Raw genomic sequence first — 20,436 nt, 5'->3', positions numbered from 1 at the left:
GGCCCAATGCGCGCATGTCAGGCCGCAGTCTCGGTTTCCAGCTCGGCGGTCACCGACAACTCCGGGCCCACCGTGGTGAGCAGTTCTCGGCACCGCCCGGCGTCGGCCACGTCGTCGGCCACCTGCTCCAAGATGGCCAGCCGCTCGGCGGTATCGGTGACGGTGGCGGTGGTGATGGCGGTGGCCAGGCGCACTTTGGCGTCGCTCTTGATGCGGCGAATCTCCCGAAGGGTGTCGGCTGCCACAGCGGCGGCCTCGGGGTTCACGTCGCCGGCCGCGGCCCGCAGCTCGGCGCTGACGGGCCAGGCGGAGCGGTGGACCGAGCCCTCCTGCCACCACGACCACACTTCCTCGGTCACGTAGGGCAGGAACGGGGCGAACAGCTTCAGGTAAGCGGTGAGAGCAGTCTCCAGGGTGTAGCGGGCCGATTCGCCCTCCGGTCCACCCCGGCCGCCGTAGGCCCGGTTCTTCACCAGCTCCAGATAATCGTCGGTGAACGACCAGAACGACGTCTCGGTGCTCTCTAAGGCTCGGGCGTAGTCGCCCTTGTCGAAGGCGGCGGTGGCATCGTCGATCAGGTCGGCCAGGTGGGCTAGCAGGGCCCGATCGAGGGTCTCGGTGGGCTGAGCGTCGGCGGCCGACTCTTGGCCGAGCACGAACCGGCTGGCGTTGAGGATCTTCACCGCCAGGCGCCGTCCCACCTTCATCTGGCCTTCCTCAAAGGCAGTGTCGGTGCCAGGCCGCCCCGACGAAGCCCAGTAGCGCAGGGCGTCGGCGCCGAATTGCTCAAGGGTGCCCATGGGGGTGACCACGTTGCCCTTCGACTTGGACATCTTCTTGCGGTCAGGGTCGAGCACCCAGCCGGAGATGGCCGCGGTGGACCACGGCAGCCCGCCGTGCTCGAAGTGGGCCCGGGTCACGGTGGCGAACAGCCAGGTGCGGATGATCTCGTGGGCTTGGGGGCGCAGGTCCATGGGGAAGGTGCGCTCGAACAGGTCGGGGTCGTCCTCCCAGTAGCAGGCGATCTGGGGGCTCAGTGACGAGGTGGCCCATGTGTCCATCACGTCGGGGTCGGCGGTGAACCCTCCGGGCTGGTCCCGCTGGTCTTCGGCGTAGCCGGGGGGCGTGTCGGAGGAGGGATCGATCGGGAGGCCGGCCTCATCCGCGGCGATGGGGTGGTCGTAGTCGGGCTGGCCGTCGTCGTCCAGCGGATACCAGATGGGGAAGGGCACGCCGAAGAAGCGCTGGCGGCTGATGAGCCAGTCGCCGTTCAGCCCGCCGACCCAGTTCTCGTAGCGGACCCGCATGTGCTCGGGCACCCAGTTGAGCTCCCGGCCCCGTTCGATGAGGGCGTCGCGCAGGGCCTCGTCGCGCCCGCCGTTGCGGATGTACCACTGGCGGGAGGTGACGATCTCGAGGGGGCGCTGGCCCTTCTCGAAGAACTTCACCGGGTGGGTGATGGGCCGGGGCTCGCCGATCAGCTCGCCCGACTCGGTGAGGAGCTCCACCATGCGCTGCTGGGCGCCGTGGATGGTGCGCCCGGCGATCTCAGCGTAGGGGGCAGGGTCGATCCCCTCGGGGGCGTCGGCCACAATGCGGCCGCCCCGGTCGACGATGGCTCGCACCGGCAGGTTCAGCTCCCGCCACCAGGTCACGTCGGTGGTGTCGCCGAAGGTGCAGATCATGGCCGCCCCGGTGCCCTTTTCGGGGTCGGCCAGGGTGTGGGCCACCATGGGCACCGCCGCCTTGAACACGGGAGTGGTGATGGTTTGGCCGAACAGGGGCTGGTAGCGCTGGTCGTCGGGGTGGGCCACCACAGCCACGCAGGCGGCCAGCAGCTCTGGGCGGGTGGTGTCGATGGGCAGGTCGCCGCCGTCGGGCTGGCGGAAGGCCAGCCGGTGGTAAGCGCCGGGGCGCTCTCGGTCCTCCAGCTCGGCCTGGGCCACTGCGGTGCGGAATGTCACGTCCCACAGGCTGGGGGCCTCGCTCTGGTAGGCCTCGCCCCGGGCCAGGTTGCGGAGAAAGGCCCGCTGAGAGGCCCGGCGGCTGCGCTCGTCGATGGTGGCGTAGGTGAGAGCCCAGTCGATGCTCAGGCCCAGGCGGCGCCACAGCTCCTCGAAGGCCTGCTCATCGGTGGCGGTGAGCTGCTCGCACAGCTCGACGAAGTTGCGCCGGGAGATGGGGAGCTGGTCTTTGCCGGGCTCGTCGGGGGGCTGGTAGTGCGGGTCGTAGGGGAGGGAGGGGTCGCAGCGGACGCCGAAGTAGTTCTGCACCCGGCGCTCGGTGGGCAGGCCGTTGTCGTCCCAGCCCATGGGGTAGTACACCTTTTTGCCCTGCATGCGCTGATACCGGGCCAGGGTGTCGCAGTGGGTGTAGCTGAACATGTGGCCCACGTGGAGCGAGCCGCTGACGGTGGGGGGCGGGGTGTCGATTGAGTAGACCTGGTCGCGGGTGGCGGTGCGGTCGAAGCGGTACGTTCCGTCGGCTTCCCAGATTTCGTCCCACTTGGCTTCGAGGCCCTCAAGCGCGGGCTTCTCAGGAACGTTGCGGGCGGCGGTCATCGCCTGGTCATCGTACTTGGGTACTTGTTGCGGGTTGCAGTCGTTACGAAGCGGGTTGGGCGTAGTTGTGGGGGTCGTTGCCCCGTATAAGGCGGATGTCAAGGCGGGGGTTGAAGTTGCCGATGGTTTTGGTTTCTCCGCGCCAGATGTCTTCGCAGTGGGCGCTGGCGTAGTGGACGGCGATAGCGCGGCGAAGGTCTTCGGTGCGGTTGTAACCGGAGCCGTGGACCAGCAGGGGGTGGAAGAAGAGGGTGTCGCCGGGGTCCATCTCGAGGTGCACCCGCAGGTCGACCTTGATGCCCTTGGCCCCGAAGAACAGAAAGTTCTTGTGCTCCCAGTCGGGGTAGTCGTGCTCCAGGAGCTCACCGGTGTGGGTGCCCGGGATGACCACCAGGCAGCCGTTCTCTCGGGTGATCTGATCGAGCGCCGTCCAGACGCCGACGATGTGGTCGGCGGGACGGAGCGGGAAGTAGAGCAGGTCTTGGTGGAGGGGGTGGCGGCCGTCGACGTCGGTGGGCTTGTTGAGGTACATGCTGTTCAGGGCGATCAGGTCGTCGCCGATGAGCTCGGTCACCTGGTCGATGATCGGCTCGTAGTGCGCATAGCGGGACATCACCGGGTCGCCGTTCACGAAGTTCACCTTGGCGATGCCGTGCGCTGGAGTTCGGGGGGTGACCAGCCCTTTGGCGATCTCCACGTTGCGGGCTACCTGCATGTTGGGGGCTTGGGCGACGGTGCCGTCGGCAATATCGGCGAACCGCTGGTTGAGGGTGTCGATCATCTCCTCGGGCACCAGCTTGCGCCGAATGAAATAGCCGTCCCGCCAGTAGTCGGTTTCCATCACAGACCATATTGCCCCAAAAGGAGGCCCATTTTCACAACCCCTACGTCACCTTCCTTCTGACCCAGGTGGCAAGAAGTTCGATGGCATAAACCACGACGAATATGCAGAAGATGATTCCGCCTAAAGTTTCCCACTCCAGTTGTCTAGAGGCATTGATCACCAGGAATCCTATTCCACCGCCACCGACGATACCCACGACTGCTGAATTTCGTACTGCAACATCTAATAGATACATGGAGTTGCTGATCTTGGAAGTGATTACCTGCGGCAAAACTGCAGTAGTTGATTCCTGAAGCCTGGTTGACCCAGTTGAAGTCACCCCGTCACGAATTCCCTGACGGGCTTCTTCTATGGCATCAGCAAATAGTTTTGTGATAAAGCCAAACATTGCAATAGCCAGTGCAAGCGAACCAGCTCTAGGGCCTGGGCCGATTGCTGCAACAAATATAACAGCGACTACTAGTTCGGGAGCGCAACGGACAAGAAGCATGAATGACCGTGAGCAGAGATAAACAAACCGTCCTGGGGCCGTGTTGCTCGCAGCAAGGAATGAGAATGGGATTGCGAACAGTAGTGCCAACCCCGTGGCAGAAATTCCGATCCCCAACGTATCAATGAGGTCAGAAACGATTCGATCGGTGAACCAAGACCAATCATTGGGGGTTAGTCTTCTTAGCATCTCTGGTATGTTCCCACTACCAGTAATCACTTCATCAGCACCGATGTCTGGGATGATCAACGAAAGCACGAGGAGTGCAGAGAATATTAGACCAACTGTATTTACTTTTACCCGCTCTGTAGTCCACGGTGGGGTCAGGCGCCTCGGAGATAATTGATTACGTAGCGTGGCTCTTTGTCTAGATCTGTCGATAATCCAATCTGCTATCTTTTTTCCAGGACTAGCCAGGCCACTTCCTAATCTATTGGACTTTGCCTGTTTTACTTTACCCGAGAGTCTCTCGGTTGTTCCGAGAAGTGCATGGCGAGTCAATGCAGAGAGCGCTTCTAAGACAATCACAAGGACTACGATGAGTAGCGTGACTCCAAGCATTTCCTGATAGCGGAGACTGCCTTGGTAGGCGCGGAGAAGAACCCCAATCCCTCCTGCCCCTACCCAACCAAGAATAGGAGCGGAACGGAAATCAAGTTCCAGCCGATACAGGGAAATTGTGATAACTGTTGGAACCATCTGACTCCACACACCGGTGGAAAGGTCCTGCATAGGGCCAGCACCCGTAGAAGCCACTCCTTCACGAGGGCCGGGATCAATGTCTTCTGCTGCATCAGCGGTGAGTTTGCCGATCATACCGATTGAGTGAATGCCAATCGCTATCACTCCAGGTAAAACGCCGATGCCGTATATCCTGACGAAGAAGATTGCAAAGACCAGAGCAGGTATAGCCCGTGAGAAGACTATTGCCAATTTTGCGAGCCCACGAACAGGGGCCCATGGCATAACGTTCCTTGCTGAAAGAAGACCGAGTGGTATTCCTAGGACCAATCCAAGCGCTGTACCGGCAAAGGCCATGAAGAACGTATCAAAAGCGGCGGATGTGACTACATCCCAATCTTCACTGGGTATAAACGGTGGCACCATTCTACCGAGTAGGCGCCAGGTTGCCGGCCAGCCTTCAATGATCTCTGCTATACCACTGAATGAGAGACCTACACGGCGAATAGACCAAACAAAGGCAACCACAACGAGGACAACGACACTCCAGATTTGTGCCCTCTGGAGGGTCCATGGGCGAGAAACCTGATCCGAGAAGCCGCTTTTCGTACCGTTATGGTTTCTTTGGGTTCGTTGATCTGAGGTTTCTAGAGTACTCATTATGAGATGGGGTCAATATCGGAGCTAGCGTATTCATCTCGTTTGGCTCCGGTTGGGTCCAACTCCCGATAAACATCCATAACCCTATTGTGGTCCAGCGATTCATCAACTGGTGAATCTAGAACTACCTTGCCATCGCGAAGCCCTATTAGACGGTGTGCCCATCCCAACGCCAGATCAACTTGATGGAGACTGCAAAGAACTGTGATTTCATCTTCTATGCAGCATTGGACAAGCAAGTCCATTACCTGTCCTGAAATTTCAGGGTCTAGGGACGCAACAGGCTCATCGGCGAGAACGATCTTAGGCTTCTGCATCAAACTTCGCGCTATAGCCACACGTTGTTGCTGACCCCCAGAAAGTGTGTCTGTTCTCTGCCAAGCCCGATCGGCCAGCCCAACTCTGTCAAGTTGTTCGAATGCTTCGACGCGCAACCATTTTGGATACATCATCGCGCCGATACGTGGTCCTCGTATTCGACCTAGCGCACCACTTAGAACATTCTCTATGCAGGTAACTCTTCCAACTATATTAAATTGCTGGAAAACGAAACCGATATTACGTCGAAGAATCCGCAGTTCTGGTCGGGTCAGTGCAGGCACGTCTTGACCGAGAACCTCTACCGACCCTTCTGTTGGTAAATGAAGTCTGTTGAGATGGCGAAGCAACGTTGATTTACCAGAACCAGAAAGCCCAATAATAACGAGCAATTGACCTTTAGGCACGGTAAAGGAAACCCGATCAAGGGCCGTAACGCTCCCATTGTCAAACGTCTTGACGAGATTTATAACCTTAACAGCGGCTTCCCCCGAATCTGGAACGATAACGTTGCCATCATCGGGGGAAGCCATACTGCCTTGACTCCTGTCAATAAGAGTTCTGGCGTGTAGATGTGACTTCTCTGACTAGCCTTCACACTCGACAGCGCCAGTTATTTCACAGACTCGACGGATACCATCGTAATAAGAGTCGCCTCCTACGTCGATGTATCCCCAATCTCCAGGACCTCCTGCACCGATGTTACAAGTATGGTCGTCTTCAGTCCCCTCGCAATAACCGTTGGCTATGGCGTAGGTAGCATTAGCTTTTTCGTTCAGGACAGTTGTGATCTCGTCGACCATATCTTCAGGAAGTGTATCTGTATTAATTGCGAACGGCGCGCCAGCAATGAATTCTGTTTTCCAGATGATTGCTAATTCAGCATTTTCAGGGTTGACATCAGATCCAGGATCCACTCTGTCGAGAATGCCATCAAGGTCTCCGGAGTCTTGGAGCCTGCCGGGACCAGCGTCATCGGGTTGGCTCTTTAGGAAGATATCGGCTGCGAAACCTGCGTCACAATCTCCATTGGCGACGCTCAAGACGGATGCGTCGTGCCCACCGGCAAAAACTGGTGTTATATCAGTTGAGCCTTCTGATGGGTCAAGACCTACTGAGAGCAGACCCTCTGAGGGGAATAAGAAGCCCGAAGTTGAACCTGGGTCGGTGAAGCATACTGACTTACCTGCAAGATCTTCGAGGCTTGAAATTCCACTATCCTTCCCAGTTACCAAATAACTTCGATACCCTGGAGCCGCTCCTCGTTTCCTAATGGCGGCACCAGCGACTTCAAGGTTGGCCCCATTCTTAGTTGCGATTACATAGGCAAAAGGACCGAATTGGGCCAAATCAATGCGCCCTGCGATAATGCCTTCAACCATTCCAGCGTATTCAGTGGCTAGGACGAACTCTATTTCTTCTAGGCCTTCAACATTGTCAATGAGAATGTCAATCGTCGTTGAGTAGGCCTGGGCCATACCGGTTGCATCTTCGGCTGGCACCTGACTGAAGACAAGTTTGCTAGGTCGGCCATCATCATCGTCTCCGCATGCGGCAGCTACAGCCCCCAGCAGTATGAAAGCGATGGCAACAGTTAACAATCGATATGTGTGTGTGTGTGTTCGCGACATGACCCCCCCTTATATGGACCATTTGGCCGACCTCAAGGTGGACCATCCGGGTCGCTGGGCTATACCGTAACAGGCTTTGGGGAAGCGTGCCGTTGAGGTATGCAGTACGCCGGCGTTGTCGTCAACATCTCGTCGGCCGCCTCCACCAGTGGGCAGGTCCACTGTAAGTTCAGGTGGTGGGAATGATCCGGACGCTGCGGTCAGTGGCGCGGTTTCGGCGCTTTGAGCCGAAACGGGCCAAGCGGCGGTTGAGCCGGGCGGCGTCGGTGGTCGACCTGCGGGAGATGGCCCGGCGGCGGCTGCCTGCGGGGGTGTTCGACTACATCGACGGCGCGGCCGAAGATGAGCTGACCATGGAGCGCAACGCCGCGGCGTTCGACCAGTGGGAGTTCGTCCCCCGGGTACTGCGGGACGTGTCGGCGCTGGACACTTCGGTGGAGCTGCTGGGCCGGCGCCACCCGCTGCCGCTGGCCTTATCGCCCACCGGGTTCACGCGCATCGTCTGCCCCGACGGGGAGCTGGCCGTGGCCCGAGCCGCGGCCCGCAAGGGAATCGCCTATTCGCTGTCCACGCTGAGCACCTGCTCTATTGAAGAGATCAGAGAGGTGAGCGACGGCCCGCTGTGGTTCCAGCTCTATTTCTGGCGAGACCGGGGCCTGGTGGCCGAATGGCTCCAGCGGGCGGTCGACTGCGACTACGAGGCCCTGCTGGTGGCGGTGGACACGCCCGTGTTCGGCCGCCGAGAGCGGGACGTGCGCCGGGGCTTCACCCTGCCGCCCACGTTGGGTCCCGACACCGTGCTGGACGGCCTGCGCCGACCGGGCTGGACGTGGTCGCTGCTGCGGTCCGACCCCATCACCTTTGCCAATCTGACCGGAGTGCAGGGCTACGACGGCAGCTCGGCGCTAGGCCTGGCCGAGTTCGCCCACAACCAGTTCAATCAGGCGCTGTCGTGGGATGACCTGGACTGGCTGCGAGAACGCTGGACCGGAAAGCTCGTATTGAAGGGCGTTCAATCAGTGGCCGACGCGCAGGTAGCCGCTGAACAGGGGGTCGACGGAATAATCCTCTCCAACCACGGCGGCCGCCAGCTAGACGGCGCACCCCCCATCCTGGAACTGGTCCCCCAGGTGGCCGATGCCGTAGGCGGCGACCTCGACATCATCTGCGACGGCGGCATCCGCCGCGGCAGCCACGTAGCTATGGCCCTCGCCCTGGGCGCCGACGCCGCGATGTTCGGTCGCCCCTACCTCTACGCCCTAGCCGCCGCCGGCGAACCCGGCGTAGACCACCTAATCGACCAATTCACCGAAGACCTCCACCGCACCCTCGCCCTTATCGGCGTCCCCAAAGCGTCTGATCTAACCCCCGCCTCAGTCCGCCAACGGCAATAAGGGCCTCCTTCCATGGCAGCTTGGGAGTCTTTCAGGTAGACGGTCGGTATAGTCACAAAATGGTTCACCATCCGGTTGAACAGGCAGGTGCTGAAGCTTCCCAATGCGAGCATGCCCTGGCGGTTCAGTTCAGTTCTGACGGTGTGCCAGACAGCGGGCCAGGTGATGGAGACCCGCGTTTATCGCCCGAGGGTCGTCGGGCCTTGACTGAACTGCTCGAAGGGGACGACCTGTGGGCCATCTTCCAAGAAATCGGCGAGGAGGACCCCAACTTAGCCTTCCCCTAGGGGGATGCGTGTTGGTTTTCGTATCCGCTTGTAATACAATATGCGGTTAGAAGACCGCTTTGATTTAGACCTTCTCGATGACAATGACCCGTTTGAGATCGACTACCAGGCAGCTCACCTGTTCAAACATGGCTCTCTGGGCATTGATGACGTCATCGAAATGTGGCAGAGCGATCCGCTTTTCTTCCCGGCGAAACCCCCAGCCCACTGGCTGATGGTGTCTGCTTTGGGGGGAAGAGTTCTGGTCGTGCCATTGGCTCCGCCAGATTCTGGCAAACCAGAGAAGTGTCGCCCCATTGGGTGTTACGTCGCGTTGGCCCGCTTGGCAATGCAGTACATGGAGGATCGATGAACGATTCGAAAATGACTCCTGAAGAGGAGCACGCTTTCTATAGCAATCCCGAGAACTTGACTCCTCAGGGACCAGGGAGGCGGCGCAAGCAGCGTCTGACCGAGTTGGTGCCAGTGAGGTTTCCTCCTGACGTGCTAGAACAAGTCAGGGCAGCCGCAAAAGCCGACGACCGCTCGGTGTCCTCTTGGATCCGCCAAGCTGTCAACCGCGAACTCCAAGTAGATAGCCCCTGATCTCAACTCATAGCTGCCTTGGATGGCGTTGATTTATCCGGTGGGGCCTTCGGCCCATAGGCGCCAGGCCAGGACGGCGGCGGTGCCGGCTACCAGGCCGGGGGCCCATCGCACTCGGGCGGTGCGGCCCTCGCGGCCCAGCGCGGCCGCCGCGATGGGCCACTCGGCCAGTGCCCCGGCGCACAGGGCCCACCAGGCCCAGGGGATGCCCCACCACCCGGCCAGCAGGCTGTTGACGATGATGAGCCGCACGTCGCCGTAGCCGATCTTTTCGGGCCATTGGCGGTAGACCAACTCAAGCAGCAAGGCCACCGACGCGGCGGCGGCCGCGGCCAGCCCCAGTCGGAGAGGGTCGCCGGTGGCCGCGGCGGCGCCGGCCAGCAGTGCGGCGATGGCCCCGCCGGCGGTCCAGCAGGCCCGGCGGGGGATGATGGCCTCTCGCAGGTCGGTGATCGAGACGTAGACCCCCATCACGGCCCACACCCCCACCGCGGCCCACACCAGACCTCCTTCAAACACCGCGCATCCTGACAGAGCCTGGGGATCCAGGCTTAAGAGTTGGGTGGTGGTGGTGGGTCGTCGTCTGTGATTGTGCCCTCCACCTGGGTCTTCCAGTAGCCCGGCTTAAGATCCCCGACGGGATCAACGGGCATCCTGTACGTCGAAGCATCTTTGTCGTCGCACTGAATTTCGATCTCGGAACTCTCCTCCATCGGGTTGGCCAGAGCAGGGGCGTCGGGGGCGCACGGGCCTGCGAGAACTAGCTCCAACTCAAGTTGAAGAGTCTCATCTCCCTCGTGATCGTCGTCGCCGATGACGGGGACTTCGATTTCCCAAAAGCAGCATTCCCCCTCGTCGACTACCACGGAATGCGCGCCTGTTATAAGTGCTATCCCCTCGTGTTTGATTTCCACTCGTTGAGTGTTGGGCGTGCTGAACCTCATCTCGAACACGAGTTTGTTGTCATCGCCGGGATCGCCCTCCTGTACTTCTTCTTTGGCGTCGGCGATGGAGACTAGGAGGCGGGGGGGAATCGCCACTACCTCGGCGGCCTGGCCATAGAAACTCACCGTGGGGAATATGCCGCGCAAGGGCGCTGGTCTGGGCAGGTGAACGGGGTGCTGGGCGCGGCGATGACCCCAGTTGCGGTGTTGGCGGCATCGGCCACCTTGGTGTTCAGCGGAGCGGCGGGGAATGCGTTTCGAGACAGCCGTAGAGACCGCAGCCCATTCGCGGTCCAAGTCGGCCTGTCTCTGGTGTACGTGGGGCTGACGGTGGCATATTTCGCCGCCGCACTGGCTGCGCTGTCGATTCCGCCGGCAACGCCTTTGCGGGCTCTTGTAGTGGGCTTTGCCTACATGTTCTTGGGCGCGGTGCTGGGAGCGTCGTTGGCGATGCTATGGCGGCTGCTTGCCCTGGAAAAGGCAGCCCTCGGTGAAGCCAATGGAGAAGGCACCAAAGCCTGAGAGGGTTTCCCACCCGACCCGCAACAACCACCCCGCCCGCTCCCGGCGGCTGCGGGCGAAAGGGTCAGGCCGCCTCGGCGGTGGGCTCGTCAGGCGGCGGCGTCGGCCAAATCTCCAAGCGCCCCTCGATGCGGGCCAGGCGCTCCCGGACCTCCCCGATGCTGGCAGCCGTCTCCAAGTGGTACTTCTCAATCAAGTCCCGATTCCTGTCCACCAGCTCCCGGTTCTCCTTGATGAGATCCCGGTTCTCATCGCTCTTCTCCTTGATGAGCTCGCGGTTTTCCTTGCTCGCCTTGTCGATGAGCTCGCGGTTCTCTTTGCTCGCCTTGTCGATGAGCTCACGGGTCTTCGTGCTGTCAAGGTGCTGATAGCGCATCAGCCCAGCCACGACCACCACCATAGTGGCGAAAAACGGGATCAAATCGACCGACATGAACGCATCAACCTCCTTGCGACCACCTTACACTCCGCCCTCCGGTAATACAACTAAAATACATTTCAATATACTTCCGTTCTAAGTCGACCCCGAATTGAGACGTGGTTTGTCGGTCTGCCTGGAAGCGGGGTCTTGTGGTGGCTCGACGGTCGCTGCCAGAGCCAGGGTTGCCGTACATATATGGTTGTAATACCATACTTATATGGGTTCTAAGACGACCATTAACTTCGATGATGAGATGGAAGCAGCACTCGCGGAGCTGGTGGCATTGGACGGCACTAAGAAGCTGGCCATCAAGCGGTCTCTTCTCGCCGAGGTGAAGCGGCGCCGCAGCAGTCGCGCGATGCTCGACATGATCGCTTCGTGGGAGGCAGATGAGGGCCCCATCGGCTCCGAGCATCTCGAGTGGGCCGACGGCGTTCTTGACCGGCAGGGGGTGGGTCGTTGATCGTGGACGCTGGTCCGCTGATCCTCGATAGCGAGAACCTGAACTCCCGGTTGTGGGCTCTGATCAAGCGGGCCGCCGAGCGCGGCGATGATCTGCACACGACCCATCCGGTGCTCGCGCAGGTCTGGCGGGAACCGGCGAGACAGGCGAACCTGTCCCGTGCGCTGCCCTCCTTCTATATCCACCCTTTCGACGAGTCGGTGGGCGTGGGGCTCAGGCTCGCCGACTCCGGTACCTCAGATGTGGTTGACGCCCATCTCGCCATCGTCGCAGAGAGCCTGGGCACATTCATCCTCACCACAGACCACGAGGACATGTCACAGCTCAACGCCCGCTTCGAACGCTACTGACGGCGGGGTCCTCGTCACCATGTCAGTTCAGCTAAGCAAGATCTCCTTGCCAGAGTCGGTGGGCGAATTCGGTGGCCGGCAGGATGTCGATGCCGTCGTCGGTGCGGCGGGAGCGGGGTTCGAGGCATACCACGGTTTTGCGGACTTCGGGGTGCTCTTCGGCCAGGGTGCGGAGGCCCTTGAGGTGTTTGCTGGTGATTCTGGCGGTCGCCTTTGCCTCGATGGCGAGTCGCATGTCTCCGATTATGAAGTCGACTTCGATTTTGCTGGGGAGTCGCCAGTAGGCCAGTCGCTCGTCGAGGTCGCGATAGGAGACGAAGGCGGACAGCTCGTGGAAGACCCAGTTCTCGAATGCCTTGCCGTAGCTGTCGGAGCCGCGTTCGAGCTCGCCCCGGCGCGCCAGGCGGTTCACCACGCCCACGTCGCCGAAGTAGAGCTTCGGCGCCCCGGCGAGGCGGCGCTTCGCCCGCCGCTGCCAGCGCGGCAGCCTGTGGGCGAGCAGCGTGTCGGTGAGGATGTCGAAATAAGACTTGACGGTGGGGCCAGATACGCCGCACTCGCGGGCGATGTTCGAGTAGTTGACGGGGTCGCCATCGCTCAGCGCAGCCGCGTCCAAGAAGTCGGAGAAGGCGGGCAGGTTCCGCACCAGGCCCTCGGCGGCCACCTCCTCTCTCAAGTAGTCGGCAATGTAGGCATCGAGGAGTTGCCGGGGCCGGGCCGACTCGTAGATTCGGGGCAGGTAGCCGTGGTTGAGGGCGCGGTCGAGGTCGAACCCGTCGCCAATCTCCCCGGCGGTCAGGCCCCGCATCTCATAGCGGATGGCGCGTCCGCCGAGCAGGTTCGCCGCGCCCCGGCGAACCTTCCTTGCACTCGACCCGCAGAGCGCGAAGCGCAGCCCGCGGTTCTCGATCAACCAATGCACCTCATCGAGCAGGGCGGGCACCTTCTGGACCTCGTCGATGACGACTTGTCGGGAGGGGTCCGGTCCCGATGCCTCGAGCTCCTGGCGCAGCAGTTCGGGACGCGTCGCATAGCGGCGGAACTCGTCCGCCTTCAGCAGATCAACCCACACGCCATCGGGATAGAGCTGTTTGAGCAGGGTGCTCTTCCCCGCCTGCCGCGGCCCCCACAAGAAGAAGGTCTCCGTCCCAGGCGCCGGCAGCACCAACAACCGATCAAACATAAACTTTAGAATATCATGATGTCCTAAAGCCTGGCTTCCTCCTTCACCCTGATTCCGTTCTTCGGATTCGCCATATTGGTCATCGTACAGCTGGCTGCCGACCAGCAATAGTCTGGTCTAGTCTGACCAACATAGGGTAGGGTAGGTTTATGGTGATCAATGTTTACGAGGCCAAGACCCATTTGTCGAAGCTGCTCGAACGGGTTGCCGAGGGGGAGGAGTTCGTGTTGGGCAAGGCCGGCAAGCCTATGGCTCGGCTGGTGCCTTACCGGGAGGTACGGCAACCTCGGAAACCCGGTCGCCTGGCGGGGAAGATGTGGATTGCCCCTGATTTCGACGAAACGCCAGAGGACATCATCGCTGCCTTCGAGGGCGATCTTGACGATGAGAGCTGGGAGTGAACCTCCTGCTCGACACCCACGTTCTGCTGTGGTGGGCCGACGAGCAGAAGATCTCCTCCGAGGCATTTGCGGCGATCGCTGATCCCGACAACATCGCCTATGTGAGTGCGGCCAGCATCTGGGAGATCAGCATCAAGCGGGCTAGCGGGAAGCTGAAGGTTGACGACGCCATATTCGACGTGAGAATTGACGACTTCGAACCGCTTTCCATCTCCCACGACGACGCCCGCCTGGCCGGTTCTTTGCCTGATCACCACCGGGACCGGTTCGACCGCATGCTCATCGCCCAAGCGCTGAACCACGACCTTCTGCTCGTCACTCGAGACTCCCAAATGGGGCTCTACGGGGTCAACATCCTTCCCGCCTAGAAGCTGGCTAACATCTCGCCACCAACGGGAAAGGTCAAATAGCCTCGGGCGGTGGTTGAGGCGGCTTTGTTTGATTTGGGTGGGGTGATTGTGGTGGGGCCTTGGGAGGGGTTTGCGACTTATGAGCGGGAGAATGGGCTGCCGGAGGGGTTGATTCGGAGGATCAATTCGACTGATTCGGATACCAATGCTTGGGCGCGGATGGAGCGGGGGGAGATTGGGCTGGAGGAGTTTGCGGCCGCGTTTGAGGGGGAGGCCCTAGCGCTGGGGTATCGGGTGGATGGGATGGCGGTGCTGAACGGGCTGAGCGGGGAGTTGCGGCCGGAGGTGGCTGAGGCGGTGCGGCGGTGTTCGGAGCGGCTCAAGACGGGGCTGTTGACCAACAACTACTCGCCGATGGCGTCGTCGGAGCGGTCGGCGGAGCTGGCCGAGGTCATGGGGTGGTTCGACGTGGTGGTGGAGTCGTCGGTGTTGGGGGTGCGCAAGCCCGATCCGGCGTTCTACACGATGGCCTGTGAGGCTTTGGACGTGGCGCCGTCGGCGTGCGTGTTTCTCGACGACTTGGGGGTGAACCTCAAACCGGCTCGGGCTATGGGGATGACCACCATCAAGGTGGTAGATCCCGACGAGGCTTTGGCCGAGTTGGAGGCTGTGGTGGGGTTTTCGCTCAGGGGTTGAGCCGGAGGGCGGAGTTGATCTCGGCCCGGAGCTCGGGGATGCCCTGGCCTTTGGTTGCGCTGGTCCAGATGACATCGCCGGGGGCGACGCCGAGGCCCTTGGCCAGTTCGGCTTTTCGGGTGCCCCGTTGGGACGATTTCACCTTGTCGGCTTTGGTGGCCACCGGTTGCAGGGGCACGTCGTGGTGCGCCAACCATTCCACGGTTTGGAGATCTAGAGGGGTGGGGCCGATGAGGCCGTCCACCAGCAGCAGCACCTCCACCAAGGTCGGGCGGTCGATCAGGTAGCCGTCCATCATCTTCTGCCATCCGACCCGCTGCGCTTTGGGCGCTTTGGCGAAGCCGTAGCCGGGCAGATCCACCAGCCAGCGGCCGGGCTCGCTCTCCAGCTCGAAAATGTTGAGCAGCCGGGTGGCTCCCGGGGCCTTGGACGTGCGGGCCAAGCCCTTGCGGTTGGCCACCGCATTTAGGAGCGACGACTTGCCGACATTGGAGCGCCCTACCAACGCCACCTCGCAGCGGGACTCGGGCAGCTGGCCGGCGTCGCTGGCCGACCGCAGAAAGCGCAGGGCCAGCGGCTTGGACATTCCGACAGGCTACCGGCCCCTTCGTCGGGCCAAGTTGAGGGTTGCCAGCGGCTAGCTGTTCATGACCTCGATGTCGAGGAGGTCGCCGAAGCGCTCGAGGGCGGCGGCTCGGCGGGTGGGGATGTGCTCGGTGGGGAAGCCGTCCACCGCGGAGTACTCCTTTAGGGTGCGGCGGGCGATGGACACCTTGTGCACCTCGTCGGCACCGTCCACCAGCCGGGAGGCCCGGGCGTTGCGGTACATCTCTTCCAAGGGCATGTCGGCCGAGTAGCCCAGCGCGCCGTGGACCTGGATGGAACGGTCGATGGCGTTGTACAGCATCTTGGTGCCGTACACCTTGATCATGGCGATCTCGGTGCGCGACGCCGATGAGCCGTGCTTGTCCATGTGCCAGGCGGCGTGGAGGCACAGCAGCCGGGCCGAGGCGATGTCGATACGGGTCTCGGCGATGAAGTCCTGCACCATCTGCTTCTCGGCCAGAAGGCTGCCGTGGGCGTACCGGGACAGGGCCCGCTCGCACATCATGTCCAGCGCCCGCTGCGACTGGCCGATCCAGCGCATGGCGTGGTGGATGCGGCCGGGGCCGAGGCGCTTTTGGGCCAGCACGAACCCGTCGCCAGGATTGCCGATCAGGTTCTCGGCGGGCACCCGCACGTCGCGGTAGATCACCTCGGAGTGGCCCATGGGGTGGCGGGCGAACTGGCCGGGGTAGGGGTGGTGCATGTTGGGCACGTCCCGCACGATCTCCAGGCCGGGAGTGTCGGTGGGCACCACGATCATGGACGACCCCTGATAGGGGTGGACGTCGGGGTTGGTCACCACCATGGCGATCAGGAAGTCGGCCCCCGAGCCGCCGGAGGTGAACCACTTGTGGCCGTTGATCACCCAGGTGTCGCCGTCGCGCACCGCTTTGGTCTCCAACAGGGTGGGGTCGGAGCCGGCGGTCTCGGGCTCGGTCATGGAGAACCCCGAGCGCAGCTCGCCGGCCAAAAGCGGCTCCATCCACCGCTTCTTCTGCTCCTCGTTGCCGCCGATGGCCAACAGCTCGGCGTTGCCCGAGTCGGGGGCGTTGTTGCCGAAGATGGCTGGCGCGATCGACGACCGACCCAAGATCTCGTGCATCAACCCCAGCTTCACCTGGCCGAAGCCCTGGCCCCCCAGCTCGGGGTCGAGATGGCAGGCCCACAGCCCCCGGTCTTTCACCTGCTGCTTCAGCGGGGCGGTCAGGGACTTCCACTGCTCGTCGGTCACCTCCAGATCGATGGTCTCCAGCGGCAGGATGTGCTCGTCCAGAAAAGCCCGGGTCCAGTCCAGTTGCTCTTGGAACTCGGGCTCGGTTTCAAAATCCCAGGCCATGACGCTGATTCCTTCGGTTGGATATGAGGGTTCGCCGGTCGGCTAAACGGCCAGCTGCGACAGGCCGGCGCCGTTGTCGCACATGATGCGGCGGATGTCGTCGTCGCTGAACCCGTCGAGGTCGTCCACGAACGAAACCGGGTCGGCCAGCCCCTCAGCGTGGGGGAAGTCGGAGCCGAACAGCATGTGGTCGGTGCCGATCAGCCCGGCCAGCTCGTGCAAGTCGTCCTCGTAGTAGGGCGACACCCACACCTGGTTGCGGAACGTCTCCACCGGGTCCTCGTCGAAGGCGTAGCGGTGCTGGCCGTAGGTCTTGGCCAGCTTCTGGATGAGGGGTCGCACCCAATAGGAGCCGGTCTCGATGGTGGCCACCCGCAGGTTGGGGAACCGCACCAGCACCCCGTCGGCCAGAAGCGAGGCCATGGTGTCGCTGATGGGGGAGTGCGACAGCAGGCTCTGGAGGGGGTTGTAGCGGAAGGCCTCGGTCTCGGTGCCGAGCCCCCAGCGGTGGTTCATGAACGAGTAGCCCGAGTCGCCGGAGTGGAAGGCCACGCACACGCCGTGGTCGTTGAGGAACTGCCACACCGGGTCGTGGTCGGGATGGCCCAGCGAGCGGTAGTTGCCGTGGCCGTCGGGCACCGAGGTGGCCCGGAAGTTCACCAGCCGCAGGCCCCGGCTGATGGCCCACTCCAGCTCGCCCAGCGCCCAGTCCACATCCACCAGGCTCAGGTACAGGGCGGTGAACAGGCGCTCCTGGTAGGAGAAGCCCCAGTCTTCGTCCAGCCAGCGGTTGAAGGCACCGAACGCCGCGGTGATGGCCCCGAGGTCGTCTTCCAGACAGGCCTCCATGCCCACCCCCAGGGTGGGGAACATGAAGCAGCCGCCCAGGCCCTGCGAATCCATGAGGGCCAGGCGGGCGTCGCGGTTGCGGTAGGCGGGGCTGATGGGGTCGAGCTCGCCGAAGGCCTCCCGCATGTCGCTGGCCGAGGTCTTGGCCCGGAAGTACTCATCCAGGATGCCGGGTTTGGCCACCGGGTCGAAGGTGGGATTGGGGATGAACCGGTTGATCCGCCCGGCCACGATCAGCCGCTGCTTGCCCCCGATGTCGGCCCACTGCATGCAGCGCTTGGCCATCTTGGGGTCGATGTGGCGGGTGAAGGCGTCGGTGGCCTCGTAGTAGTGGTTGTCGGCGTCGAAGGCGAGATATCCGAGCTCAGTCATGGCTCTATTCTGGCTTGTTTGCTCGGCAATCGACCACCGGCGGGGCCGTGCCGGGGCGTTTTTCAGCAGACCACCACGATGCGACCGGTGGTGAGGCGGTCCTCCATCTGCTCGAGGGCGGCGGGCAGCTCCTCGAAGGGCACGGTGCCGCCCACCAGCGGGGCGATCCGCCCCTCGGCCAGCCGCTCGCAGAGCTCTTCGTGGATCCGGTCGCCCAGTGATCGGGGGTTGATGTTGAACCCGGCCATGCCGCCGTAGACCGCTGGGTTGCTGCTGTAGGCCAAAAGCACCCCTCCGATCGACACTTGGGAGAAGCACAGCAGCCTCGGGGGGAGGCCGACGGCGTCCTCGGCCTCGATCTTGCTGGCGAAGCCGATGATCATCAGCCTCCCGCCCCGGGTCATGCACCGTAGCGAGGCTTCGGTAACTTCGCCCCCCACCCCGTCGAACACCAGGTCGACGCCCGCTCCGCCGGTGATGTCGCGCACCTCGGTGGCGAAGTCTCCGTCCCGGTAGTTCACCGCGGCCTCGGCTCCCAGGGAGCGCACAAACTCGCACTTGTCCTCGCTACCCGCGGTGCCTATTACCCGGGCCTCGGCATCCACGGCCAGCTGCACCGCGGCCGAGCCCACCCCGCCAGCGGCGGCGTGGATCAGCACCCACTCTCCCGGCTGCACCTGGCCCCGCTCGTGCAAGCCCAGCCAGGACAAGTGGAAGGGGAAGAAGAAGGCGGCCGCCTCGGTGTCGTCCAGCGACTCGGGGGCGTCGAACACCATGTCGGGCTGGCAGATCACCTTGTCGGCGTAGCCCCCGAAGGCGCTCTCGGCGGTGGCATGCACCCGGCGTCCGAGCCACTCCTCGGCCCCCTCTCCCACGGCGTCAACCGTGCCCAGCACCTCCATGCCCAAGGTGTAGGGGAGATCGGGGTTCACGGTGCGGTAGCGCCCGTGGCAGCCGTCGATCTCGTTGAAGTTCAGCACCGTCCGAGTGGGCGCCACCCGGATCTTTCCCGCCTCCGGCACCGGCTCGTCAATCTCGTCCAGCCGCAGCGCCTCCGACGGCCTCCCATACTGATGCACACGCCAAGCTCGCACGGCAGCGCAGCCTACTGCGGTGGCGGCGACGGTCTGCCAGGCAACTGGTCGGGCGGTAGGGTCGCTGGGTGGCTGATCGACCGGGGTTTCGGGCTTCGACTCGGGCCCTGCGATTGCGCAACTTCCGGTTGTTCTGGTTCGGGGCTCTGGTTTCCAACACCGGGACGTGGATGCAGATCTTGGTGCTGGCCTATGTGATCGACGAGATCACCGACCGGGGGGCGTGGGTTGGGCTGGTGACGATCACCCAGATGATGTTGACCGTGTTCACCAACCTGTGGGCCGGGCCGCTGGCCGATCGGGTGCCCCGCCGCAGCATCATCCTGGTGACCCAGAGCCTGCTGTGCGTGGGGGCTTTCGGGTTTGCCGCCCTGTGGGGAGCCGGGGTGCGCTCACCGGTGATCTACATGCTGTTGGCCTGGGGTTACGGCATTCTCAACGGCTTCATGCTGCCTGCCTGGCAGGCGTTCATATCCGAGCTGGTGCCCAAGGAGCTGTTGTTGAACGCGGTCACGCTCAACTCCACTCAGTTCCAGGCCACCCGGGCGGTGGGGCCGGCTCTCGGCGGAGTGCTGCTGGGATTCTTCGGGCCGGGCTGGGTGTTCTTCGCCAACGGGGTCTCTTTCTTTGCAGTGCTATTCACCGTGTTGCTCATCCAGGTGCCCCGCCTGCTGCCCGACGACCCGCCCCCCATCAGGGTGTTCGCCGATCTGCGGGAGGTGCTGGCCTACTGGAGAACCCAGCCCGGCATCAAGCGGGCGTTCAAGACGGTGCTCATCACCGCCACTTGCGCCCAGCCCCTGATCTTTTTGATCGTGGTGTTCGCCGAAGAGGAGTTCAACACCACCGGGTGGCAACTCGGCCTGCTGGCCGCCGGCACCGGCATCGGGTCGGTGATCTTCTTCCCGCCGGTGGCCGGAAGGGGACAGTTCACCGCCCGATCCCGATTGCTGGCTATCGGGCTGAGCGCCTACGGCCTGGCGCTGGCCGGGTTCGGCCTCGCCCCGTGGTACGCCATGGCTATCTTGTTCCTACTGATCCTCGGCGGCTGCCACCTCGCCACCGCCTCCACGCTCAACACCGTCATCCAACTCCAAGTAGAGGAGTCCATGCGGGGACGGATCATTGCCCTGTACCTGATGGCCATCAACCTGGCCATCGGCGCCGGCACCATGATCCAAGGGGCGCTGTTCGACTGGATCGGCCCCCGAATCACGGTGTCGATCAGCGCGGGCATCATCGTGGTTCTGGCCGCCTGGCTGGTTAGCACCCGTCGTTTCGCTTCCATGGACGTGGGCACTGCGGTCACCTGACCCGCGGGCGCTCGCGGCGGAGGAGTACCGTCGGTTGGGTGCGAGTGCTGGTGGTGTCCCACTCCAAGACCGGGGGGACCAAAGC

23 protein-coding genes are annotated in these 20,436 nt (G+C 62.5%); 10 read left to right on the top strand and 13 right to left on the bottom strand.

What is annotated here, in order from left to right:
* Positions 1-17 precede the first annotated feature (17 nt).
* Genes valS through phnD form a run of 5 tightly spaced genes read right to left on the bottom strand, consistent with a single transcriptional unit; the run spans position 18 to position 7,185 of the window.
* A complete protein-coding gene (gene valS / locus ACOGJC_RS01105; RefSeq protein WP_419846668.1) occupies positions 18-2,561 on the bottom strand; it encodes a valine--tRNA ligase in 2,544 nt (847 codons plus the stop codon).
* A gap of 43 nt (positions 2,562-2,604) precedes the next feature.
* On the bottom strand, positions 2,605-3,402 hold the full coding sequence (locus ACOGJC_RS01100; RefSeq protein WP_419846667.1) for a phytanoyl-CoA dioxygenase family protein: 798 nt from the start codon (positions 3,400-3,402) through the stop codon (positions 2,605-2,607).
* Positions 3,403-3,445: 43 nt separating this feature from the next.
* A complete protein-coding gene (phnE, locus tag ACOGJC_RS01095) occupies positions 3,446-5,236 on the bottom strand; it encodes a phosphonate ABC transporter, permease protein PhnE (RefSeq protein ID WP_419846666.1) in 1,791 nt (596 codons plus the stop codon).
* Positions 5,236-6,087 carry a phosphonate ABC transporter ATP-binding protein gene (gene phnC / locus ACOGJC_RS01090; RefSeq protein WP_419846665.1) on the bottom strand — a complete coding sequence of 284 codons (852 nt, stop codon included), beginning with the start codon at positions 6,085-6,087 and terminating at the stop codon, positions 5,236-5,238. The genes phnE and phnC overlap by 1 nt, the downstream gene beginning before the upstream one ends.
* A gap of 54 nt (positions 6,088-6,141) precedes the next feature.
* Positions 6,142-7,185: a phosphate/phosphite/phosphonate ABC transporter substrate-binding protein gene (gene phnD, locus ACOGJC_RS01085; protein WP_419846664.1), complete on the bottom strand. Its 1,044-nt coding sequence runs from the start codon at positions 7,183-7,185 to the stop codon at positions 6,142-6,144.
* A 182-nt stretch (positions 7,186-7,367) separates the two neighbouring features.
* Here phnD and ACOGJC_RS01080 point away from each other — a divergent pair, with 182 nt between their 5' ends.
* From ACOGJC_RS01080 to ACOGJC_RS01070, 3 genes are all read left to right on the top strand, one after another.
* Positions 7,368-8,579 (top strand): alpha-hydroxy acid oxidase, encoded by a 1,212-nt coding sequence (locus ACOGJC_RS01080; protein ID WP_419848280.1) that lies wholly within the window; start codon positions 7,368-7,370, stop codon positions 8,577-8,579.
* A gap of 327 nt (positions 8,580-8,906) precedes the next feature.
* On the top strand, positions 8,907-9,218 hold the full coding sequence (locus ACOGJC_RS01075) for a hypothetical protein (RefSeq protein WP_419846663.1): 312 nt from the start codon (positions 8,907-8,909) through the stop codon (positions 9,216-9,218).
* Entirely contained in the window at positions 9,215-9,451 is a 237-nt protein-coding gene (locus tag ACOGJC_RS01070; RefSeq protein WP_419846662.1) for a YlcI/YnfO family protein, read from the top strand. The genes ACOGJC_RS01075 and ACOGJC_RS01070 overlap by 4 nt, the downstream gene beginning before the upstream one ends.
* Before the next feature lie 33 nt (positions 9,452-9,484).
* On the opposite strand, the gene ACOGJC_RS01065 is transcribed toward ACOGJC_RS01070, so the two are convergent.
* Positions 9,485-9,970, bottom strand: coding sequence for a prepilin peptidase (locus tag ACOGJC_RS01065; protein ID WP_419846661.1), 486 nt, complete (start codon positions 9,968-9,970; stop codon positions 9,485-9,487).
* 32 nt (positions 9,971-10,002) lie between these two features.
* Complete coding sequence (locus ACOGJC_RS01060) at positions 10,003-10,542, bottom strand: hypothetical protein (RefSeq protein ID WP_419846660.1); 540 nt, start codon at positions 10,540-10,542, stop codon at positions 10,003-10,005.
* Between the two features lie 18 nt (positions 10,543-10,560).
* On the opposite strand from ACOGJC_RS01060, the gene ACOGJC_RS01055 reads away from it, so the two are divergent.
* Positions 10,561-10,917 carry a hypothetical protein gene (locus ACOGJC_RS01055; protein WP_419846659.1) on the top strand — a complete coding sequence of 119 codons (357 nt, stop codon included), beginning with the start codon at positions 10,561-10,563 and terminating at the stop codon, positions 10,915-10,917.
* Between the two features lie 64 nt (positions 10,918-10,981).
* Here the strand turns inward: ACOGJC_RS01055 and ACOGJC_RS01050 are convergent, their stop codons facing one another.
* Complete coding sequence (locus tag ACOGJC_RS01050; RefSeq protein ID WP_419846658.1) at positions 10,982-11,350, bottom strand: hypothetical protein; 369 nt, start codon at positions 11,348-11,350, stop codon at positions 10,982-10,984.
* Positions 11,351-11,555: 205 nt separating this feature from the next.
* Between ACOGJC_RS01050 and ACOGJC_RS01045 the strand changes: the two genes are divergently transcribed.
* Positions 11,556-11,801, top strand: a complete 246-nt coding sequence (locus ACOGJC_RS01045) for a hypothetical protein (RefSeq protein WP_419846657.1) — start codon at positions 11,556-11,558, stop codon at positions 11,799-11,801.
* A complete protein-coding gene (locus tag ACOGJC_RS01040; protein WP_419846656.1) occupies positions 11,798-12,151 on the top strand; it encodes a hypothetical protein in 354 nt (117 codons plus the stop codon). The genes ACOGJC_RS01045 and ACOGJC_RS01040 overlap by 4 nt, the downstream gene beginning before the upstream one ends.
* A gap of 31 nt (positions 12,152-12,182) precedes the next feature.
* Here ACOGJC_RS01040 and ACOGJC_RS01035 read toward each other — a convergent pair whose 3' ends face one another.
* Positions 12,183-13,334, bottom strand: a complete 1,152-nt coding sequence (locus tag ACOGJC_RS01035; RefSeq protein ID WP_419846655.1) for an ATP-binding protein — start codon at positions 13,332-13,334, stop codon at positions 12,183-12,185.
* 149 nt (positions 13,335-13,483) lie between these two features.
* On the opposite strand from ACOGJC_RS01035, the gene ACOGJC_RS01030 reads away from it, so the two are divergent.
* Genes ACOGJC_RS01030 through ACOGJC_RS01020 form a run of 3 tightly spaced genes read left to right on the top strand, consistent with a single transcriptional unit; the run spans position 13,484 to position 14,781 of the window.
* Positions 13,484-13,735, top strand: a complete 252-nt coding sequence (locus ACOGJC_RS01030; protein ID WP_419846654.1) for a type II toxin-antitoxin system Phd/YefM family antitoxin — start codon at positions 13,484-13,486, stop codon at positions 13,733-13,735.
* Positions 13,732-14,103, top strand: a complete 372-nt coding sequence (locus ACOGJC_RS01025; protein WP_419846653.1) for a type II toxin-antitoxin system VapC family toxin — start codon at positions 13,732-13,734, stop codon at positions 14,101-14,103. The genes ACOGJC_RS01030 and ACOGJC_RS01025 overlap by 4 nt, the downstream gene beginning before the upstream one ends.
* 51 nt (positions 14,104-14,154) lie before the next feature.
* Positions 14,155-14,781 carry an HAD-IA family hydrolase gene (locus ACOGJC_RS01020; RefSeq protein WP_419846652.1) on the top strand — a complete coding sequence of 209 codons (627 nt, stop codon included), beginning with the start codon at positions 14,155-14,157 and terminating at the stop codon, positions 14,779-14,781.
* Here the strand turns inward: ACOGJC_RS01020 and yihA are convergent.
* The 4 genes from yihA to ACOGJC_RS01000 all read right to left on the bottom strand — a co-directional run bounded on the left by yihA (position 14,771) and on the right by ACOGJC_RS01000 (position 19,038).
* Positions 14,771-15,367, bottom strand: a complete 597-nt coding sequence (gene yihA / locus ACOGJC_RS01015) for a ribosome biogenesis GTP-binding protein YihA/YsxC (RefSeq protein ID WP_419846651.1) — start codon at positions 15,365-15,367, stop codon at positions 14,771-14,773. The genes ACOGJC_RS01020 and yihA overlap by 11 nt on opposite strands.
* 51 nt (positions 15,368-15,418) lie before the next feature.
* Positions 15,419-16,723 (bottom strand): acyl-CoA dehydrogenase family protein, encoded by a 1,305-nt coding sequence (locus ACOGJC_RS01010; RefSeq protein ID WP_419846650.1) that lies wholly within the window; start codon positions 16,721-16,723, stop codon positions 15,419-15,421.
* A gap of 42 nt (positions 16,724-16,765) precedes the next feature.
* Positions 16,766-17,944 (bottom strand): amidohydrolase family protein, encoded by a 1,179-nt coding sequence (locus ACOGJC_RS01005; RefSeq protein WP_419846649.1) that lies wholly within the window; start codon positions 17,942-17,944, stop codon positions 16,766-16,768.
* A gap of 62 nt (positions 17,945-18,006) precedes the next feature.
* On the bottom strand, positions 18,007-19,038 hold the full coding sequence (locus ACOGJC_RS01000; protein WP_419846648.1) for an NADPH:quinone oxidoreductase family protein: 1,032 nt from the start codon (positions 19,036-19,038) through the stop codon (positions 18,007-18,009).
* 68 nt (positions 19,039-19,106) lie between these two features.
* Here ACOGJC_RS01000 and ACOGJC_RS00995 point away from each other — a divergent pair, with 68 nt between their 5' ends.
* The gene (locus ACOGJC_RS00995; protein ID WP_419846647.1) at positions 19,107-20,351 is read left to right on the top strand and encodes an MFS transporter; all 1,245 of its coding nucleotides are present in this window, start codon (positions 19,107-19,109) and stop codon (positions 20,349-20,351) included.
* Positions 20,352-20,436 lie beyond the last annotated feature (85 nt).

The organism is Candidatus Poriferisocius sp. (genome assembly GCF_965204015.1).
Taxonomy (GTDB): domain Bacteria; phylum Actinomycetota; class Acidimicrobiia; order Acidimicrobiales; family Bin134; genus Poriferisocius.
The sequence above is the reverse complement of the archived record's forward strand: the minus strand, read 5'-3'. Positions and strand labels throughout refer to the sequence as shown.

What these genes read in the sequence shown, in the direction of transcription:
- ACOGJC_RS01050 (WP_419846658.1), bottom strand. Translation starts at nt 11,350, where the DNA reads ATGTCGGTCGATTTGATCCCGTTTTTCGCCACTATGGTGGTGGTCGTG.
- ACOGJC_RS01075 (WP_419846663.1), top strand. Translation starts at nt 8,907, where the DNA reads ATGCGGTTAGAAGACCGCTTTGATTTAGACCTTCTCGATGACAATGAC.
- ACOGJC_RS01005 (WP_419846649.1), bottom strand. Translation starts at nt 17,944, where the DNA reads ATGACTGAGCTCGGATATCTCGCCTTCGACGCCGACAACCACTACTAC.
- ACOGJC_RS01070 (WP_419846662.1), top strand. Translation starts at nt 9,215, where the DNA reads ATGAACGATTCGAAAATGACTCCTGAAGAGGAGCACGCTTTCTATAGC.
- phnE (WP_419846666.1), bottom strand. Translation starts at nt 5,236, where the DNA reads ATGAGTACTCTAGAAACCTCAGATCAACGAACCCAAAGAAACCATAAC.
- ACOGJC_RS01045 (WP_419846657.1), top strand. Translation starts at nt 11,556, where the DNA reads ATGGGTTCTAAGACGACCATTAACTTCGATGATGAGATGGAAGCAGCA.
- ACOGJC_RS01100 (WP_419846667.1), bottom strand. Translation starts at nt 3,402, where the DNA reads ATGGAAACCGACTACTGGCGGGACGGCTATTTCATTCGGCGCAAGCTG.
- ACOGJC_RS01030 (WP_419846654.1), top strand. Translation starts at nt 13,484, where the DNA reads ATGGTGATCAATGTTTACGAGGCCAAGACCCATTTGTCGAAGCTGCTC.
- valS (WP_419846668.1), bottom strand. Translation starts at nt 2,561, where the DNA reads ATGACCGCCGCCCGCAACGTTCCTGAGAAGCCCGCGCTTGAGGGCCTC.
- ACOGJC_RS01080 (WP_419848280.1), top strand. Translation starts at nt 7,368, where the DNA reads ATGATCCGGACGCTGCGGTCAGTGGCGCGGTTTCGGCGCTTTGAGCCG.
- yihA (WP_419846651.1), bottom strand. Translation starts at nt 15,367, where the DNA reads ATGTCCAAGCCGCTGGCCCTGCGCTTTCTGCGGTCGGCCAGCGACGCC.
- ACOGJC_RS01035 (WP_419846655.1), bottom strand. Translation starts at nt 13,334, where the DNA reads ATGTTTGATCGGTTGTTGGTGCTGCCGGCGCCTGGGACGGAGACCTTC.
- ACOGJC_RS01010 (WP_419846650.1), bottom strand. Translation starts at nt 16,723, where the DNA reads ATGGCCTGGGATTTTGAAACCGAGCCCGAGTTCCAAGAGCAACTGGAC.
- phnC (WP_419846665.1), bottom strand. Translation starts at nt 6,087, where the DNA reads ATGGCTTCCCCCGATGATGGCAACGTTATCGTTCCAGATTCGGGGGAA.
- phnD (WP_419846664.1), bottom strand. Translation starts at nt 7,185, where the DNA reads ATGTCGCGAACACACACACACACATATCGATTGTTAACTGTTGCCATC.